A 16,918-nucleotide genomic window follows, 5' to 3' on the forward strand; every position below is an offset into this window, starting at 1 on the left:
CGGCGGGGGGTGGCGGCGCCAAAGGTGGCGCAACTGGGGGCGGCGCGGCCAGGCCGCCGCCGGCCAGCGCGGCGGCGAAGCTCGGCGCATCGGCCGCCAGGCCGGGTTCCCGCTGCAACAGGCGCAGGCAGGCATTGAAGAAACTGACGAAGCGGTCCGCATGCGCGCTGGTGCCCACCGGGTACTGCACCATCCGCCACCGGTTGCTGGCGGAGGGCTCGTGCCGCACGCTGCCGGCATTGTAGGCGCAGGCCACCACCGGCGGGTCCAGCAAGGTCCGCCCCGCCTGCTGGGCGATATAGGCGGTGCCGGCCTCGATGGAGACGGCGGGGTCGCGTAGCTCCGCACCGCTGACGGTGCGGCCCAGCGTGCCGCAGGCGGTGGAGATCAGCGTCTGCATGCAGCCGATGGAGATGCGGTGCGGCGTGGCGGCCTCGCTGCGGAAGCCCTTCTCCTTCCGCTCCGCTGCGGCACAGCTGGCACGGTCCCGGGCCGAGCCGGCGGATTCGGTGCAGATGGTGGCGACGATCAGCTCCACCGGCACGCCGGACTTCCGCGCCTGCGTGCGGATCTCGGCGCCGAACCAGTCGCGCAGCACCAGGGCGGTCCTGGCATCCAGCCCGGCACTGGCGGGGATGCTGTCGTTCCGCACCTCCAGCCCCTGCGTCGTCAGCCGCCACTGGCCGCCGCCGGAAAAGCGGGAATGCCACTGGGCCAGCGCCGCCAGAGCATCCGGCTGCAAATGCCGCTGCGGCAGGAAGCTGGCCTGCACCCGCTTCAGCGCCTCCGCCGCCAGGTTGGCGGCGTCCAGGCTGCCGGTATCCAGCGAGGGGCCCAGCATCAACCGGCTCCAGGTTATGGGGCCGACGATGCCATCCACCTGCAGCCCGTAGGCCTTCTGGAAGTTCCGCACGGCGCCTTCCGTGCCCGGGCCGAACAAGCCGTCGATGGCGCGCACGCTGCCGGCGACGGCGGGGCCCCAGCCATTGGCCTGCAGGCGCGTCTGCAACCACACCACGTCGTCCCCGCGCATCATCGGGCGGGTGAAGCGCAGGGTGCGCGTCAGCAGCGGCGCCGCGGCCATGGTGGCGTCGCGCGATTCACCGGCGGTGGCCAGGCTGTCGCTCATGGGCACTGGCTCCTCTGCTTCTGTTCAGCGATCTGGCGGAACAGCAACCGGGACTGCTCGGCGCGCGTCGCCCACACCGGCGCACCGGCGCAGGCGGCGGGCAGGGTGCGCAGCGCCGGGCAACGCCCCGGCCCTTCCGGCTGCATCAGCGCCTGGGCCAGCACGGCCGAGCCCGCGTAGTAACACCCCTCTGCATCGCCGGGGCGGAGGGCGAGCAGCCCGTTGCCTGCCGCCAGCTCCGCCGCTACCTGCCGCGCCGGGTCCCCGGCCCCTTCCGTCACCGCATCATTGGCGGCGGCACCCAGGTTGCGCAGCGCCTGCCCACGCGCGGCCACCGGCAACGCCCGCGCCGCGACGCCATAGGCCAGCACGGCGCACTCCAGATGCGCCCGCCGCGCGGCGGAGAAGGGCTCGGCCTGCGCGGCCATGGCGCGGCAGGCCTCGCCGCGGATCTCCTGCGCCTGGCCACAGACCAGCTCGGCGCGCTCGCACGGCGCCGGCTGCGCCGCCAGCTCGGCGAAGCCGCCTGCCTGCAGCAGGGCTTTGTCCGCCTCCAGCCGCGCCGTGGCGCCATCGAGCGTGGCGCACCCCGCCAGCAGCATGAGCGGCAGGCAAGCCGCGGCCAGCCACGCCAGCTTCAACCTGCGGAGGGCCGGCAAAATCCCAGCGGATGGCAACGACGTGATCCCGGCGCCCCCATCGACCGCAACGGCGGACGATACGGGCTGCGCCATGACGAGCCTCGCTTTCGCAGGCCAGGGCATCGCAGACCACGCCATCGCGTGCGCTGCTGGCCCCGACAGGAACAAACGCCCGATGCGGTCGGTCATCACGCGGCCTCCGGCAAGGTGCTGGTGGTCCCGGGCGCGGCTTCGGCCGCCACCTGCCCGGCCACCTGGATCTGCTGGGACAACAGGTTCAGCACGTCCTCCCGCTTCAGTTCGCCACTGCTGGCCAGGCGGGTGATCAGCAAGATCAGCGTATCCAGGTCCCGCGTCTGCGGGTCCTGCCGCATCACCGCCAGGGAATCCCGCAGCGCCTGGTGGCTGATCTTCGGCACATCGGCGAAGCCCAGGCGGGTAATATCGATCTCGTCCGCCTCGGCATTCTTCAGCAGGTTGTCCAGCAGCCGCGCCAGGACCTCCTGCAGGCCCTGGTCGAACTCGTCCTCGCTGGCGAAGGCGCCCATCGCCAGCAGCGCCTCCCGCGACGCCGGCGTCTGCTGCTTGGCCAGGGTGACGATGCGCGCCGCTTCCGAAAAGCGCTGCGCCTCCGGCAAGGCTTCCCACAGCACCCGGCGGAAGATCGGCGACTGCTCCAGCACCGAGCGCGCCACGGCGCCATCCACCGGGCCGGGGCTGAACAGCCGGGTGGTGTAGCGCGTGTCCAGCACCCGGGCCTTCCAGCGCTCGAAATACTCGTTGCCCTTCTCAGCCGCCTGAAACGCACCCACCGCCAGCGCCGCCACCAGCCCGGCCGGGCCGGAAATCCCCAGCAGCGCCAAGGCGGAACTGCCAAGCTGGAAGCCGCCGATGGCATCCGCGATCACCGCCGTCGCCGGGTTGTCCCGCCCCACCACCACGCGCAGCGCATCATTGGCCGCGCCCGCCGCGGCGGCGATGGCGCGCGGGTCGCCGCTCTGCAACGCCGCCTCCGCCCGCTGCACCAGCGCGCCGGATGCCTCCAGCGCCGCCGCCGTGCCTTGCAGGATCGTCGCCCCCGGCGCCAGGCTGGCGGCGATGCGCGTCACCTCCCGCGCCGTGCCCAGCAACTGGCCCGCCCGCGCCAGCAGGGAGACATCCTCGGTCTGCGGCACCGCCACCGGCTGCGCCACGCCGCCGCCCACCACGCTGGTACCGATGTCCCGCCGGCGCAGTTCCTCGCTGATGGCGGTGGTGGAAGCCTGCATCTGCGTGCCGACATTGCGCGCCGTCTCGCCCGCCCGGTCGGCCGCCGTCTTCGCGTCCTGCGCCGCCGTTGCCGCACTATCCGCCGCCTGCCGCGCCTGCTCGGTATTCCGGGAGGCGAAGTAGAAGCTGATGACGGCACCGATGAAGCCGGCCACCGCCTCCCCGCTGCTCAACCCCAGGCGGGACTGCAACGCCAGCAGCAGAAAGCCGAAGATGACGATGAAGATGGAGATCAGCGCCCGCACCGATCCATCCGGTGCGCCCAGCGGCAGGTCGAACCACCGGTCCCGCGTCCCCGGCGGGTTGCGGCCTTGCGCATCCGCCTTGGCACCTAGCTGGTACACCAGCCAACCGCCGCCGATCATGAACAGGAACAGCATCGCCGCCACCAGCCACACCACCGGCGGCACGGTCTGGGATTCCGCGATGCGCGCCTGCTCCCGCGCCAGCAGTATCGCGTTGCGCTGCCATTCCAACTGCTGCTCGGCATTCAGGCCGGCTGGCGCCGCCGCCTGCTGCGCAGCCGCCATGACCGGCGCCAGCAGCAAGACAGCGAACGCCAACATGCCCGGCCGCGCCAAGGCAAACCGCAATGCCATGATGACCACCGTTTCCAGGTGACGCGTATCGGTGAGGCTGAAACACCGCCATCGCCCGGCGGCCAAGCCTGGCTAGCATCGCCATTCTGTTTCGTAATGCAAACATAAATCGCCACGGCAAGGCACCGCCGTTGCATCAAAGGGAAAATGCCCGGGGACAATCCGCGCTGCGCGCCTGATGCCGGCGGGGCGAGGGAAGGGAAAGGCAAGGCCGGGGAACGAATTCCCCGGACCTCTTCTTTTCTTTTTCGAGTTCTGCGGGGCGTGGCTGTTGAGGGGTTGGTCTGGTTTGGGACTGAAGGCGGGAGTGCGTCGGGGTGCGGGGCCTTCAGCGATCAGGGTTCAGCCCGTATGGCCGATTTTGGGTAGCCTTAAGGGCCCTGCGTCCTGGGCTTGAGGCCCCCCGGGGAGCACCGCAGGCCAACAACCGTTGACGATTAAGCGCACGGCCCGCGCCGCCTGCTTTGAAAAGCATCAGGATCTAATCCTGGGGCGCCCCATTCGGGATGTGCAGGAGATACGTGGCCACCGGCGATCGAGGCCTCAGGACGCACCGAATTTCCATACGATCCGGGCTCGCAGTCCAGCAAATGCGTCGGGCATCCGGAGTCTCCAGGCGACTATAACCTCGGCCCGCGCGGCCCATTTTGAGTACCACTCAGGCTCTGCCTCTCACCCTCGCGGCATCTCACCAGGATGCGCCGGAGGTACCGATCTCCGACGCCCGGAAACCCAGCCCGCCCACCATTCCCACAACCAACCATGCGCGCCCTGACCCCGAGGCACGACGCCAAACTCGCAGAAAAAAGATGGGGCCCCGGGGGGAATTCCTTCCCCCGGCCTTCCCTCACCGCCAGCCCCGCCCCTCAGGCCGCAGCGAAGGCCAGCGCGTGCCCCGCTTCCCACGCCACCGATGCCACGCTCCCCGGCTCCGGCAGCGCGCCGCCGCCGGCCGGGCGTTTCGCGACCACTTCGCCGCCGTCGCCCAGGGCCAGTTTCAGGCGCACATGGTCGCCCTGGAAGATCGCTTCGCGCAGCACGGCGGGCATGGCGCCCTCGCCCAGTTCGGTGGCGGAGACGGCGGCGACGGCCACGCGTTCCGGCCGGATGGTCACCAGGCAGCGGGCGCCAGGGGCCAGGGTGTCGGCGGCGCGGGCCGTCACGTCCAGGCCGCAATCCAGCGCCACGCGGGCCTCGTTGTCCTCCACCGCCAGCACCTTGCCGGGCAGGCGGTTGTTCTCGCCGACGAAACCGGCGACGAAGGCATTGGCCGGGCTGTCGTAGATCGCGCGCGGCGGCGCCAGCTGGCGGATCAGCCCGCCCTCGAACACCGCGATGCGGTCGGAGAGGGTCAGCGCCTCCTGCTGGTCGTGGGTGACGTACATCATCGTCACGCCCAGCCGTTGGTGGATGTCGCGGATCTCGAACTGCATTTCCTCGCGCAGCGCCTTGTCCAGCGCGCCGAGGGGTTCGTCCAGCAGCACGATGGGGGGCTCGAACACCATGGCGCGGGCCAGGGCCACGCGCTGCTGCTGGCCGCCGGACATCTGCGCCGGGCGGCGATCGCCGAAATTCTCCAGCCGCACGGCGGCCAGGGCGCGGGCCACGCGGGCGGCGCGGTCGGGCTTGGGCACGCCGCGTACTTCCAGCGGGAAGGCCACGTTCTCCGCCACGCTCATATGCGGGAACAGGGCGTAGGACTGGAACACCACGCCGATGCCGCGCTTATGTGGCGGCAGCCGGGCGATGTCCCGGCCCTCCAGCATGATCTTGCCTTCGCTCGGCTGCTCGAACCCCGCCAGCATCATCAGCGTGGTGGTCTTGCCGGAGCCGCTGGGGCCGAGCAGCGTCAGCAACTCGCCCCGCATCACCTCCAGGTCCAGCTGCTTCACCGCATAGCCGCCGGCGGCGGGGCCATAGGCCTTGCGCACCCCTTCGAACCGCACCAGCGCCTCGGCCATGAACCCTCCATCCGCACGCATTCCAGCCAGGATGTGGCGGGCATGGCCAGCCACTTGTCAACCGGCGCCATCATGGCGACGCTGCGGTCCAAGAGAACCGATGGGAGAGCGGCATGGACATGACGGACGCACCGTTGCTGGCGGCACAGGCGAATGGCGTGGGCCACCTGCGGCTGAACCGCCCGCGCGCCCTGAATGCGCTGGACCACCCGATGGTGCAGGCCATGGCCCGCACCCTGGCCGCCTGGCGCGACGACCCCGCAATCCGGCTGGTGCTGCTGGAGGGCGAGGGCGGCCGCGCCTTCTGCGCCGGCGGGGACGTACGCCAGGGCCGGCAGATGCTGGTGGAAGGCAACGGCGCCGCGCTGATCGATTTCCTGGCCGAGGAATATGCCCTGAACGGCGCCATCGCCGCGCTGGAGAAGCCCTGGGTCAGCCTGATCGACGGCGTCTGCATGGGCGGCGGCATCGGCGTCTCGGTCCATGGCAGCCATCGGGTAGTGACGGAGCACGCTCTGCTGGCGATGCCGGAGACGACGATCGGCCTGTTCCCCGATGTCGGCAGTAGTTTTGTCCTCTCCCGCATGCCCGGTGCGCTGGGCGAGTGGCTGGGGCTGACCGGCGCCCGGCTGCGGGGGGCGGAAGCAGTGGAGGTCGGCTTCGCCACCCATTTCGTCCCGCGCGATGCGCTGCCCGCTTTACGGGAAGCGCTGCTCGCCGGCGATACCGGCGCCATCGACCGGGCGGCGCAGCCGGTGCCCCCCGGCCCTGTCGCGGCCCTGCGGCCGGTGGTGGACCGCTGCTTCGGCGCCGGTTCCATCCCTGCCATCGTCGCGGCGCTGGAGGCGGAGGGAACCGACTGGGCACGGGAGCAACTGGCGGTGCTGCGCCGCGTCTCCCCCACCAGCCTGTTCGTGACGCATGAGATGCTGCGCCGCGCCCGTGGGCTGGACCTGCCCGGCTGCCTGGCGATGGACCTGGCCCTGGCCCGCAGCGTCACCCCCTACCCCGACTTCGCCGAGGGCGTCCGTGCCCTGCTGGTGGACAAGGACAACGCCCCGCGCTGGACGCCGCCGCGCATCGAGGATGTTTCCCCCACCACCATCCAGGCCATGTTCGGATGAGCACCAGGCCCGCCAGCGCCGCCGCCCAGGTTACCGGCGCCCTGTGGCACCGCGCCGGCCTGCCGGTGGAAGCCCTGGCGAAGCTGGCCTTGCCAGGGGCGGGGCCGAGCGTGGATGCGGCCCTGCCGTCCTCCTTCGCCGTCGGCACCGCCGCGCAGGCCAGCATCGCCGCCATGGCGCTGGCCGCCGCCGAGCTGCACCACCAGCGCGGCGCACCGCGCCAGCGCGTGACCGTCGGCCTGCGCCACGCCGCCGCCGAGTTCCGCTCCGAACGGTTGTTCCGCATCGACGGGCTGGAAGCGCCGGAATTGTGGGATGCCATCGCCGGCCTCTACCCGACGGCGGATGGCCCCAATGGCCCGGGCTGGGTGCGCCTGCATACGAACTTCCCGCACCACCGGGATGGGCTGCTGCGGCTGCTGGGCGTGCCGAACGACCGCGCCGCCGTCGCCCAGGCCCTGCTCTCCTGGCAGGCCGAGGCCTTCGAGGCCGCCGCGGCCGAGGCCGGCCTCTGCGTCTCCGCCCTGCGCAGCTTCGCCGAGTGGGACGCGCACCCGCAGAGCCGGGCAGTGGCCGATTGGCCGGTGCGCCTCACCCGCATCGGGGATGCACCGCCGCTGCCGCTGCCCCCGGCCGCCGCCCGGCCGCTGGAGGGCATCCGCGTGCTGGACCTGACGCGCATCATCGCCGGGCCGGTCGCCGGCCGTGCCCTGGCGGCGCATGGCGCCGACGTCATGCTCATCACCGCCCCCCACCTGCCCGCCGTGGCGCCGCTGGTGATCGATACCGGGCGCGGCAAGCGTTCCGCCCAGCTGGACCTGCGCGGCGCCGAAGGCGTGGCGCAGCTGGAAGCCCTGACACGGCAGGCCGACGTGTTCCTGCAAGGCTACCGGCCCGGCGCCATCGCCGCGCGCGGCTTCGGCGCCGCCAGGCTGGCGGAGCTGCGCCCGGGCATCGTCCATGCCAGCCTTTCCGCCTATGGCGAAGCCGGGCCCTGGCATGGCCGCCGCGGCTTCGATTCCCTGGTGCAGACCGCCAGCGGCTTCAACCTGGCCGAAGCCGAGGCAGCGGGCGAAGCCAAGCCCCGCCCGCTGCCCGCCCAGGCGCTGGACCATGCCTCGGGCTACCTGCTGGCCTTCGGCATCCTGGCGGCGCTGCACCGCCGCGCGGTGGAAGGCGGCACCTGGCAGGTGGACGTCTCCCTGGCCGCCACCGGCCGCTGGCTGCGGGGGCTGGGCCAGGTGGCGAACGGCTTCGCCGTGCCGGACCCTGGGCGCGAAGACCTGCTGGATCTGCTGGAGGAATCGGACTCCGGCTTCGGGCGGCTCACCGCCGTGCGCCACGCCGGGATGCTGGAGGCAACCCCGGCCTTCTTCGCGCGCCCTTCCGTGCCGTTGGGGAGCGATGCGCCGGAATGGTGAGGGCTTGCGGTGCTGGTTGATTGAGAGGGGCGCTGCCCCTCTCAAACTCTCCCCGCCAAAGGCCTGAGGCCTTTGGAAACCCGGGTTTGGGTCTGTGGCGGGGCGATCTTCGCAAGCTGGTCGGCCGAAGACGTCGATCGTCCGAAGAGTACAAATGGGCCAGGAATGGCCGTCGCGGGAGCTTCAGCGGTAATGCCTGAACGCGCAGCGGGTCTCTTTTTAAGTTTTTGATTTATGATATTTTACTAGCGCATTTTCCGTTCGCGCGGGCTCGCTGCAAATGCTCCAGCTTGCTGTTCTGAACAGCGTCTGCATACCGTCAGGTGATTCAATCTGACGGAGAACTACTCCAGCGCCCCTGCCTCCGCATGGCAGCGTCCTTATGAATCGCGGGTGCAGGGGATCGTATCCCCTGCCGGGGGAGTTCGAGGGGGCAGCGCCCCCTCGTCCCCGCCCCGACAACGCAGAACTCAGGACGCCGAGGGAGGCCGCCGCCCCACCTGCACCGCCACTTCCTGCTGCCGTCCATCCCGCACCACCGTCAGCCGCACGGTCTGGCCCGGCGGGGTGATGGACACGGCGCGGATGAGGGTGCGGGAGCCATCCATGCGTTCCCCGTTCAGCGCCACCAGCACGTCGCCATTGCGCAGGCCGGCGCGGGCGGCGGGGCTGTTGCGTTCCACGCCCTGGATCTGCGCGCCGCGCCGGGCGCCGGGTTCGGTGCCATAATCCTGCACGGCGATGCCCAGCCAGCCGCGCTCCACCCGTCCATCTCGCCGCAGCTGCTCGATCACGCCGCGCGCCAGGTCCGACGGCGTGGCGAAACCGATGCCGGCGGAGGCGTTGGTGGGGGAGAAGATGGCGGTGTTGATGCCGATGACCTCGCCATCCGTGTTGAACAGCGGCCCGCCGGAATTGCCCGGGTTGATGGCGGCATCGGTCTGGATGAAGTCGTCGAACGGCCCGGCACCGATCTCCCGCCCGCGGGCGGAGACGATGCCGCTGGTGACGGTGCCGCCCAGGCCGAACGGGTTGCCACAGGCCAGCACCCACTGCCCCACGCGCGTCGACGCACTGCTACCCCACGGCACGAAAGGCAGGCTGGCGCGCGCTTCCACGCGCAGCAGCGCCAGGTCGGTCAGGTCATCGGTGCCGACCACGCGCGCCGGCATCTCCGTCCCATCCTGCAACGAGACGATGACGCGGGAGGCATTGCCCACCACGTGGTTGTTGGTGACCACCAGGCCCGTCGCATCGATGATGAAGCCGCTGCCGGCGCCCTGCATCTGCTGGCGGCCGCGCCGTTCCCGGAAATAGCGCTCGAACGGCGTGCCGCGCAGCTCGGGCGGCACCTGCGTCGTCGTCTGCTCGCTCAGCACGGCGATATTGACCACGGCGGGCATCACCCGCTCCGCCAGGTCGGCGAAATCCGGCAACGGCCCGCGCGCCCGTGCCGGGGCGGCAGGCAGCAGCGGCGAGGCCAGCAGAGACGCCACCCCCGCCAGCACGAAGCGGCGGGAGGCAGGACGGCCCTCCCCCGCCGTGGCAGGTTTGGCAGGCGAGGCAGAAGGCAGCGAACGGCAAATCGACGGCATAGGGGGGTATCCTGGCGATGGCCTCATCGTGACGCGGACGGCTGATGGCTTCAACGGGGCGCTTCCACCCCCGGTTGCGACACGGCCCGGCCAGCCCGCCGCTGGTACGGCCTCAACCGGAAAACGCATCCCCCTGGATATAGGGACGAAGCATTGACCTTTCCGCCCCCGGCCGGACATGCGCAAGCGCAAATTCGGCGTGCGCCGCTGGGAGCTGTGTGCAGCAGGGGCGCTGCGGGGGAGGGTGCGGAAAGGCCGGGGAAAGAATTCCCCGGACCCCTTCTTTCTTCCTCGAGTTTTGCGTGGCGCCTGGATGGGGACTTCAGAAATTTGGGCTGGGGCAGCTGCGGGGGTCTCTTCGCGTCGGCTTTATCGGCAGTCCAGCGAATGCCCGGCATCTGGCAGGCGCCAAGTCTGCGCCGGCATAAGAGCACCCTCAGCCATCAGAACATCCTGCCGGCCTCGAGAGCAGACGCCTATTTGATATTCAAAACGGGTCACGCTCGCGGCAGCCTCCGTCGCCGAAGGTCCCCGACCTCCGGCACCAGCCGCATCTCAAACCAGACCAACCGTCTCAGCAGCCACACCGCCAAAACTCGAAAAAGAGAAGAAGGGGCCTGGGGAATTCCTTCCCCAGCCTTCCTTCTGCCCATTCCCCTCATCCCTTGGACGGATCTTCCGGCCAGTCATGCTTGGGGTAGCGCCCGCGCATATCCTTCCGCACATCGGCCCAGGCCCCGCGCCAGAACCCTGGCAGGTCGGCGGTGACGGCCACGGGCCGCCCGGCGGGCGAGAGCAGGCCGACCTGCAGCGGGATGCGCCCCTGGGCCAGCGGCGGCAGGGTGGCCAGGCCGAACAGCCACTGCGCCCGCGCTTCCAGCCGCGGCACCTCGCCGGTGTAGTCGATGGCGGCGGAGCGGCCCTTAGGCAGTTCCACGCGCGCCGGCAGCGCGGCATCCAGCACCCGTTGCCGGGCATGCGGCACCAGGGAGCGGAGGATGCCGGTCGCGTCCAGCCCGCGCAGTTCCGACAGCTTGGTCAGGCCCGAAAGCCAGGGAGCCAGCCAGGCGGCATCCCCGGCGGCCAGCGCGGCGTCGGAGACGTCGGGCCACTCGTCGGGGGCGATCTTGTGCATCCAGGCCAGGCGGGCGCGGGTCTGCTTCGCAGCCTCGGTCCAGTCCAGGTCGCGGAAGGCGCGGCCGGCCGCGGCCTTGGCCAGTTCCACCGCCACGGCGGCGGGGTCGGCATGGGCGATGGTCGCCTCTTCCAGGACCAGCGGGCCCAGGCGCAGGCGGCGGCGGGCGACCACGGAATTGGTGCGCGGGTCGAAGGCCGCGCCTTCCTCCCGCACCAGCCGTTCGGGGAAACGGGCTTCCAGCACGGCGCGGTCCAGCGGCGCGGCCATGCGGATGCGCGCTTCGGTGCCGGCCAGCTCCAGGTCCGCCACCGCCAGCAGCGGGGATTTGCCCAGCTTGTCGGTCGGCGGCAGCCGCGCGCCCTGGCCGCCCCCGGTGGCGCCGGAGAGGCCGGCAAGGCGGAAGGCGCCATCCATGGTGCCGCGCTTGGCGGCGATGCGGTCGGGGAAGCCGGCGGCCAGCAACAGGCCGGGGTCGCCGGCGGATTCAGTGCCGCCCGGCACGCCCAGGCGGCGCCGGTGCAGCGTCACGGTACGGCGGATACGCCCCAGCGCGGCGCGGTCGGCATTTGGGTCGTCGGCGCCGTGCAGCAGGTCCAGCCGCAGGTGAATGTCGGCCGGCGCTTCCCGCCCACGGATGGGGTCGCGTTCCTCCAGCAACGCCGCCAGCTCGGCGGCCAGGGCGGCTTCCTCGGGGCTGTCAGCCGCCGCCATCATGCGGGCCAGGCGCGGATGCGTGCCGAGGCGCGCCATGCGGCGGCCCATCGGCGTCACCCGGCCCTCGGCATCCAGCGCATCCAGGTCCCGCAACAGGGCACGGGCGGCGGCCATGGCGCCGGTGGGCGGCGCATCCAGGAAGGGCAGGTCATCCGGTGAGGCACCCCAGGCGGCGCAATCCAGCGCCAGGCCGGACAGCTCGCTCTCCAGGATCTCCGGCCGGTCGGAGACCGGCAGGCCGCGATGCAGCGCCTCCGTCCACAGCCGGATGGCGACGCCCGATTCCGTACGTCCGGCGCGCCCGGCCCGCTGCTCGGCCGCCGCACGGGAAATCCGCAGCGTCGCCAGGCGGGAGAGGCCGGTGGCCGGGTCCAATCGCGGCGCCCGGCGGAAGCCGCCATCGACGACGATCCGTACCCCTGGCACGGTCAGCGACGTCTCGGCGATCGAGGTCGCCAGCACCACCTTGCGGCCGCCACGCGTGCGGTACTCCGGGTTCAGCGCCTTGTCCTGCTCGGCCGGCGGCAATTCGCCGTGCAGCGGCAGCACGTCGGCGTCGAGGCCGCCCAGACGCTCGGCCGTGCGGCGGATCTCGCCCCAACCGGGCAGGAAGGCCAGCACGTCGCCGGGGTGGGCCCGCAGCGCCTCGCGGATGGCACTCGCCATCGCCTCCGGCAGTTCGCGGTGTTCCTTCAATTCCCGCGTGCGGTACTGGATGGAAACGGGGAAGGCGCGCCCCAGGCTCTCAATGACCGGCGCATCGCCCAGCAGGCTGGAAAAACCCTGGGCTTCCAGCGTCGCGGACATCGCCAGCAGGCGCAGCTCCGGCCGCAGCGCCCGCTGCAGATCCAGGCAGAAGGCCAGCGCCAGGTCGGTATCCAGGTTCCGCTCATGCGCCTCGTCGAACAGCACCGCCGCGACGCCTTCCAGGCCGGGGTCGGATTGCAGGCGGCGGACCAGCAGGCCCTCGGTGATCACCTCCACCCGCGTCGCCGCGCTGGTGGCACGCTCCAGCCGCGTCACCAGCCCGACCGTACCGCCCAGTTCCTCCCCCAGCAGGGAGGCCATGCGGCGCGCAGCGGCGCGGGCGGCCACCCGGCGCGGCTCCAGCACAAGGATCTTCTGCCCGGCCGCCCAGGGCTCCTCCCGCAGCATCAACGGCACCAGGGTGGTCTTGCCAGCGCCGGGCGGCGCCACCAGCACGGCGTTGGAGCCATGCCGCAACGCCTCCGCCAGGCGCGGCAGGGCCTCGGTGACAGGCAATTCGGGCAACAGGGCGAACGACATGCCTCCCCTCTAAGTCCAATCGGGCATCAGGCCAAACCTTGGGGGGGGGCCTTGGCCGGCGGGGGGAATGCCGTCAGGCTGTGGCGGGAGGCGGGGAGAAGGCCAGGGAAGGAATTCCCCGGCTTGCTACCATCCCGGCTGAGGCAAAGCTGGCTTGCGGAAAACCGCAGTTCCTGATCTGTTCATGCCATCAGAGAGGGACCGCCACCATGGACCAGGCCGAAAAGGCTGCCCGCTTCCGTGCCCTGCATGCTGCGCCGGGCGCCTTCGTGCTGCCGAATCCGTGGGATGCCGGCAGTGCCCGCATCCTGGCCGCCCAGGGCTTCGCCGCCTTGGCCACCACCAGCGCCGGCCTGGCCTTCACCCTGGGCCAGCGGGACGGCACCGCCACCCGGGCTGAGACCCTGGCCAATGCCGCCGCCATCGTCGCCGCGACCTCCCTGCCCGTCTCGGCCGACCTGGAGAACGGCTTCGGCCACGCGCCGGAGGATTGCGGCGCCACGCTGCGCGATGCCATCGCGGTCGGCCTGGTGGGCGGATCGATCGAGGATGCCTCAGGCGATTCCGCCCACCCGATCTATGATTTTGCCCATGCGGTGGAGCGTATCGCCGCGGCGGCGGACGCCGTGCGCGGCCAGCCCTTCGTCCTGACCGCCCGTGCCGAGAATTTCCTGCACGGCCGCGCCGACCTGGACGACACCATCCGCCGCCTGCAAGCCTTCTCCGCCGCCGGCGCCGACGTGCTTTATGCCCCCGGCCTGACGCGGCTGGAGGATATCCGCACTCTCTGCGCCGCCGTGGACAAGCCGGTGAACGTGGTCATGGGCCTCGCCGGTCACCCCTTCACCGTGGCGGAACTGGCGGAGGCCGGGGTGAAACGCATCAGCCTCGGCGGCTCCCTCGCCCGCGCCATGCTGGGCTTCGTCGCCCGCACGGCGCAGGACATCCTCACCCACGGCCACTTCGCCTATGCACGGGGCGCGATGAGCGGGGCGGAGGTGGAAGCGCTGATGGCGGAGCCATCCAGGCCCTAGAGCAAATCTCCATCAGGTGGATCACCCGATGGAAGTTTAAGCCAGAGGAAGGCTGGGGTATGAATTCCCCAGACCCCCATCTTTTTCTGCGCGTTTGGTGTGACGCTTCAATGGGCACTGCTTGATGATTTTAAATATGGGTCACGCAGGCTGAACCGTCATTCGCCGGAGGTCCAAGACCTCCGGCGCACCCAGCCGCCTCTCAGACCAGACCCATCAACAGCCCCGCCTGAAACTCGAAAAAAGAAGATGGGGTCCGAGGAATTCCTTCCCCGGCCTTCTCTTCAACGCCGCTACCGGGACAGCCCCCCTCAGCGGCACAGCGCCGCGTAAAGCGGCAATTCGTCCCGCACCCCGCGGCCGATAGTGACTTCGTTCGGCTGGATGTTGTTGAAGGCGCGGAGACCTTCCGCCTGGTGCCGGTCGTCGCAGTTGAAGCGGCCGAGCGAGACGTATTCGGCGTTCTCGGCCTGCTCCATCACTTGTTGCCATTCATCGCCGGCTTCCGCCGCCGCGCCGCTTGCCAGCACGAAGCCCAGCTTGATCTCGATCGGGCGCGGGCCCTGCGGCGCGCGCCACAGGAATTCCACCACCGGGTCCGCCGCGTTGCCGCAATCCGAGATGCAGAGAGCGCGGAAGGTCTCCCGCGTCGGCGTGGGCAGTGGGCCGAGCGTGTCGGCGAAGGTCTCCAGCGTCAGCAGCCCCGCCGCCGGCAGCCGTGCACCGAGAAAGGGCGAGACATCCATGTCGCATTGCGGGCTGAGGGAGAGTTTGTAGGCCTCGACGGTGCCGCCGCGCGCATAGGCGGTCACGCCGCAGCCCTCCACGGCGTAGTAGCGGGATTGGCGGCCATCGGGCAGCGCGGTCACCTCCCGCGCCCGGCCGGCCTTGGCCTCCAGCGTCGCCACCGGCACGTCCAGCATGGCGGGCACCAGGATATCCGCCAGGCGCGGCGCCGCTTCTGCGGGGCCGTGGGCGGCGAGCAGCGCGGCCGTGGCGCAGAGGGTCAGGGTCAGTCCGCGCATCAAAGGCAAAGATGTTCTCCGCTGGGTTGTCCGGCCCTCGGGCCACGGCGCGGATGAGCCACGGATACGCCACCTTGTCAGCGCCATGCGCCGACACATTTCCCGGAGCGGGCGCAAGCCGCTATGTCCCACAGGCTGAAGCGTTGTCCGTTCGCGCAGGCGCACTTCTCATGCTCTGGCTTGTTGTTCTGAAGGGCCTCTTCTCTCCATCAGGCGACCCCACCTGATGGACACCTGCTCTGGCGGGACGCGAGCCCCGTCCGGCCGAAACGCTTCGTAACGCGGAAACCAGTCCCCCTCCGCCGCCAGATAGGTTTCAATCTGTCCATGTTCCGCCCGATGCTGCTGACCGCCGCCATCCTGGCCCTGGCCGCGCCCGCCTGGGCGGGGGAGAGCGCGCCGGTGCGGTCGGAGCGCGCGACCATGACCCTGGCGGCGGAGACCGCCTCGGTCGCGCCCGGGCAGCCCTTCCGCATCGGCCTGCGGCAGCGCCTGGCACCCGGCTGGCACACCTACTGGACCAATCCCGGCGATGCCGGCACGCCGCCCGAGTTGGCCCTGACCCTGCCGGACGGTGCCACCGCCAGCGAGATCCAGTGGCCGGCGCCGCACCGGATTCCCTTCGGCCCGCTGGTGAACTACGGCTACGAGGGCAGTACCCTGTTACCGCTGACGGTAACCCCGCCAGCCGGGCTGCAACCGGGGCAGAGCTTCACCATCCAGGCCCAGGGCAACTGGCTGATCTGCGAGCAGGTCTGCATCCCCGAGGAAGGCAGCTTCACCCTCAGCCTGCCGGTGGAGGCCGCCGCGCGGCCGGACCCCGCCATGGCACCGCTGTTCCAGCAGGCGGAGGCCGAGCTGCCCCGCCCCGCCCCCTGGCAGGCCGCCGCCGGCTTCCAGGGCCAGCAGGGCGCGCTGCTGCTCTCGGGCGAGGACATCTCGCCCCAATCGGTGAAGGAAGCGTTCTTCTTCCCGGCCGAATGGGGCGTGCTGGACCATGCCGGCGCGCAGCCTGTGCAGGTGGAAGCGGGCGCGCTGCGCATCGGCCTGCCACGCGGCGCGGCGGAACTGCCGGCGCAGTTGGCCGGCGTCGTCGCCATCACTGATGGGGCGGGGGTACGCAGCGCCTATACCGTCTCCGCCACGCCCGGCCCGGTGCCGGCGCTGCCGGGCGCGGCCGGCACCAGCGGCCTGCCCTTGGGGCAGGCGCTGCTGTGGGCGGCGCTGGGCGGGCTGATCCTGAACCTGATGCCCTGCGTCTTCCCCATCCTGGCCATGAAGGCGCTGGCCATCGCCCGCCTCTCCGGCGCAGCGCGGGCGGAGGTGCGTGGGCATGCCGCCAGCTACACCGCCGGCGTCGTCCTCTCCTTTCTGCTGCTCGGCGGCGGTCTGCTGGCGCTGCGGCTGGCGGGGCAGAGCGCGGGCTGGGGCTTCCAGTTCACCTCCCCGATCTTCGTGGCGCTGACCGGCTGGCTGATGCTGGCCGTCGGCCTCAACCTCTCCGGCGTGTTCCATCTCGGCGGGCCGGTCGGTGCCGGCGGCGGGCTGGCGGGGCGCGGTGGCCACCTGGGCAGCTTCGCCACCGGCGGGCTGGCCGTGCTGGTGGCCACGCCCTGCACCGCGCCCTTCATGGCCGCCGCCATCGGCGCCGCCATGGCGCTGCCGCCCACCGGTACCCTGGCGGTGTTCGTCGCCATGGGCCTGGGCATGGCCGCGCCGTACGCCCTGCTGGCGCTGTTCCCTGGCCTCGCCAACCGCCTGCCGCGCCCCGGCCTGTGGATGGAGCGGCTGAAGCAGGGCCTGGCTTTCCCGATGTACGGCGCCGCGCTGTGGCTGCTGTGGGTGCTGGCGCAGCTGACCGGGCCGGAAGGGCTGGCGGCGGCGCTGGCCGGCGGCCTGGCCATCGGCTTCGGCGCCTGGGCGTTGGGCAGTGCCCAGGGGGCGCGCGGCCGGGGCCGCCTGCTCGGCCGTGGCGGCGCCG

At 71.4% G+C, this 16,918-nt stretch carries 11 protein-coding genes; 4 read left to right on the top strand and 7 right to left on the bottom strand.

Annotation, left to right across the window (positions count from 1 at the left end; translation table 11 throughout):
- The 4 genes from IBL26_RS23675 to IBL26_RS23690 all read right to left on the bottom strand — a co-directional run.
- The coding region (locus IBL26_RS23675) for a peptidoglycan-binding protein (protein WP_187786983.1) at positions 1-1,129 on the bottom strand (1,129 nt) is incomplete at its 3' end.
- Entirely contained in the window at positions 1,126-1,770 is a 645-nt protein-coding gene (locus IBL26_RS23680) for a hypothetical protein (protein ID WP_187786984.1), read from the bottom strand. The genes IBL26_RS23675 and IBL26_RS23680, both read right to left, overlap by 4 nt.
- Before the next feature lie 188 nt (positions 1,771-1,958).
- Positions 1,959-3,605, bottom strand: a complete 1,647-nt coding sequence (locus tag IBL26_RS23685) for a hypothetical protein (protein ID WP_187786985.1) — start codon at positions 3,603-3,605, stop codon at positions 1,959-1,961.
- A gap of 899 nt (positions 3,606-4,504) precedes the next feature.
- Entirely contained in the window at positions 4,505-5,599 is a 1,095-nt protein-coding gene (locus tag IBL26_RS23690; RefSeq protein WP_187786986.1) for an ABC transporter ATP-binding protein, read from the bottom strand.
- A gap of 113 nt (positions 5,600-5,712) precedes the next feature.
- Here IBL26_RS23690 and IBL26_RS23695 point away from each other — a divergent pair, with 113 nt between their 5' ends.
- Both IBL26_RS23695 and IBL26_RS23700 read left to right on the top strand, forming a co-directional pair.
- Positions 5,713-6,723 carry an enoyl-CoA hydratase/isomerase family protein gene (locus IBL26_RS23695; RefSeq protein WP_187786987.1) on the top strand — a complete coding sequence of 337 codons (1,011 nt, stop codon included), beginning with the start codon at positions 5,713-5,715 and terminating at the stop codon, positions 6,721-6,723.
- Complete coding sequence (locus tag IBL26_RS23700; protein ID WP_187786988.1) at positions 6,720-8,144, top strand: CoA transferase; 1,425 nt, start codon at positions 6,720-6,722, stop codon at positions 8,142-8,144. Before IBL26_RS23695 ends, IBL26_RS23700 begins: the two co-directional genes overlap by 4 nt.
- 470 nt (positions 8,145-8,614) lie before the next feature.
- On the opposite strand, the gene IBL26_RS23705 is transcribed toward IBL26_RS23700, so the two are convergent.
- Together IBL26_RS23705 and hrpB are read right to left on the bottom strand one after the other, a co-directional pair.
- Positions 8,615-9,739 carry a S1C family serine protease gene (locus IBL26_RS23705; RefSeq protein ID WP_187786989.1) on the bottom strand — a complete coding sequence of 375 codons (1,125 nt, stop codon included), beginning with the start codon at positions 9,737-9,739 and terminating at the stop codon, positions 8,615-8,617.
- Positions 9,740-10,397: 658 nt separating this feature from the next.
- Positions 10,398-12,878, bottom strand: a complete 2,481-nt coding sequence (gene hrpB / locus IBL26_RS23710; protein WP_187786990.1) for an ATP-dependent helicase HrpB — start codon at positions 12,876-12,878, stop codon at positions 10,398-10,400.
- Between the two features lie 209 nt (positions 12,879-13,087).
- On the opposite strand from hrpB, the gene IBL26_RS23715 reads away from it, so the two are divergent.
- Positions 13,088-13,912: an isocitrate lyase/PEP mutase family protein gene (locus tag IBL26_RS23715; RefSeq protein ID WP_187786991.1), complete on the top strand. Its 825-nt coding sequence runs from the start codon at positions 13,088-13,090 to the stop codon at positions 13,910-13,912.
- 311 nt (positions 13,913-14,223) lie between these two features.
- Here the strand turns inward: IBL26_RS23715 and IBL26_RS23720 are convergent, their stop codons facing one another.
- Positions 14,224-14,937 carry a hypothetical protein gene (locus IBL26_RS23720; RefSeq protein ID WP_187786992.1) on the bottom strand — a complete coding sequence of 238 codons (714 nt, stop codon included), beginning with the start codon at positions 14,935-14,937 and terminating at the stop codon, positions 14,224-14,226.
- Positions 14,938-15,264: 327 nt separating this feature from the next.
- Between IBL26_RS23720 and IBL26_RS23725 the strand changes: the two genes are divergently transcribed.
- A partial coding sequence (locus IBL26_RS23725) for a protein-disulfide reductase DsbD domain-containing protein (protein ID WP_241749713.1) occupies positions 15,265-16,918 on the top strand: 1,654 nt, incomplete at its 3' end.

The sequence above is a fragment of the Teichococcus aerophilus genome, from assembly GCF_014490485.1.
GTDB lineage: Bacteria > Pseudomonadota > Alphaproteobacteria > Acetobacterales > Acetobacteraceae > Pseudoroseomonas > Pseudoroseomonas aerophila.

What these genes read in the sequence shown, in the direction of transcription:
- IBL26_RS23720 (WP_187786992.1), bottom strand. Translation starts at nt 14,937, where the DNA reads ATGCGCGGACTGACCCTGACCCTCTGCGCCACGGCCGCGCTGCTCGCC.
- IBL26_RS23700 (WP_187786988.1), top strand. Translation starts at nt 6,720, where the DNA reads ATGAGCACCAGGCCCGCCAGCGCCGCCGCCCAGGTTACCGGCGCCCTG.
- IBL26_RS23695 (WP_187786987.1), top strand. Translation starts at nt 5,713, where the DNA reads ATGGACATGACGGACGCACCGTTGCTGGCGGCACAGGCGAATGGCGTG.
- IBL26_RS23690 (WP_187786986.1), bottom strand. Translation starts at nt 5,599, where the DNA reads ATGGCCGAGGCGCTGGTGCGGTTCGAAGGGGTGCGCAAGGCCTATGGC.
- IBL26_RS23705 (WP_187786989.1), bottom strand. Translation starts at nt 9,739, where the DNA reads ATGCCGTCGATTTGCCGTTCGCTGCCTTCTGCCTCGCCTGCCAAACCT.
- hrpB (WP_187786990.1), bottom strand. Translation starts at nt 12,878, where the DNA reads ATGTCGTTCGCCCTGTTGCCCGAATTGCCTGTCACCGAGGCCCTGCCG.
- IBL26_RS23715 (WP_187786991.1), top strand. Translation starts at nt 13,088, where the DNA reads ATGGACCAGGCCGAAAAGGCTGCCCGCTTCCGTGCCCTGCATGCTGCG.
- IBL26_RS23685 (WP_187786985.1), bottom strand. Translation starts at nt 3,605, where the DNA reads ATGTTGGCGTTCGCTGTCTTGCTGCTGGCGCCGGTCATGGCGGCTGCG.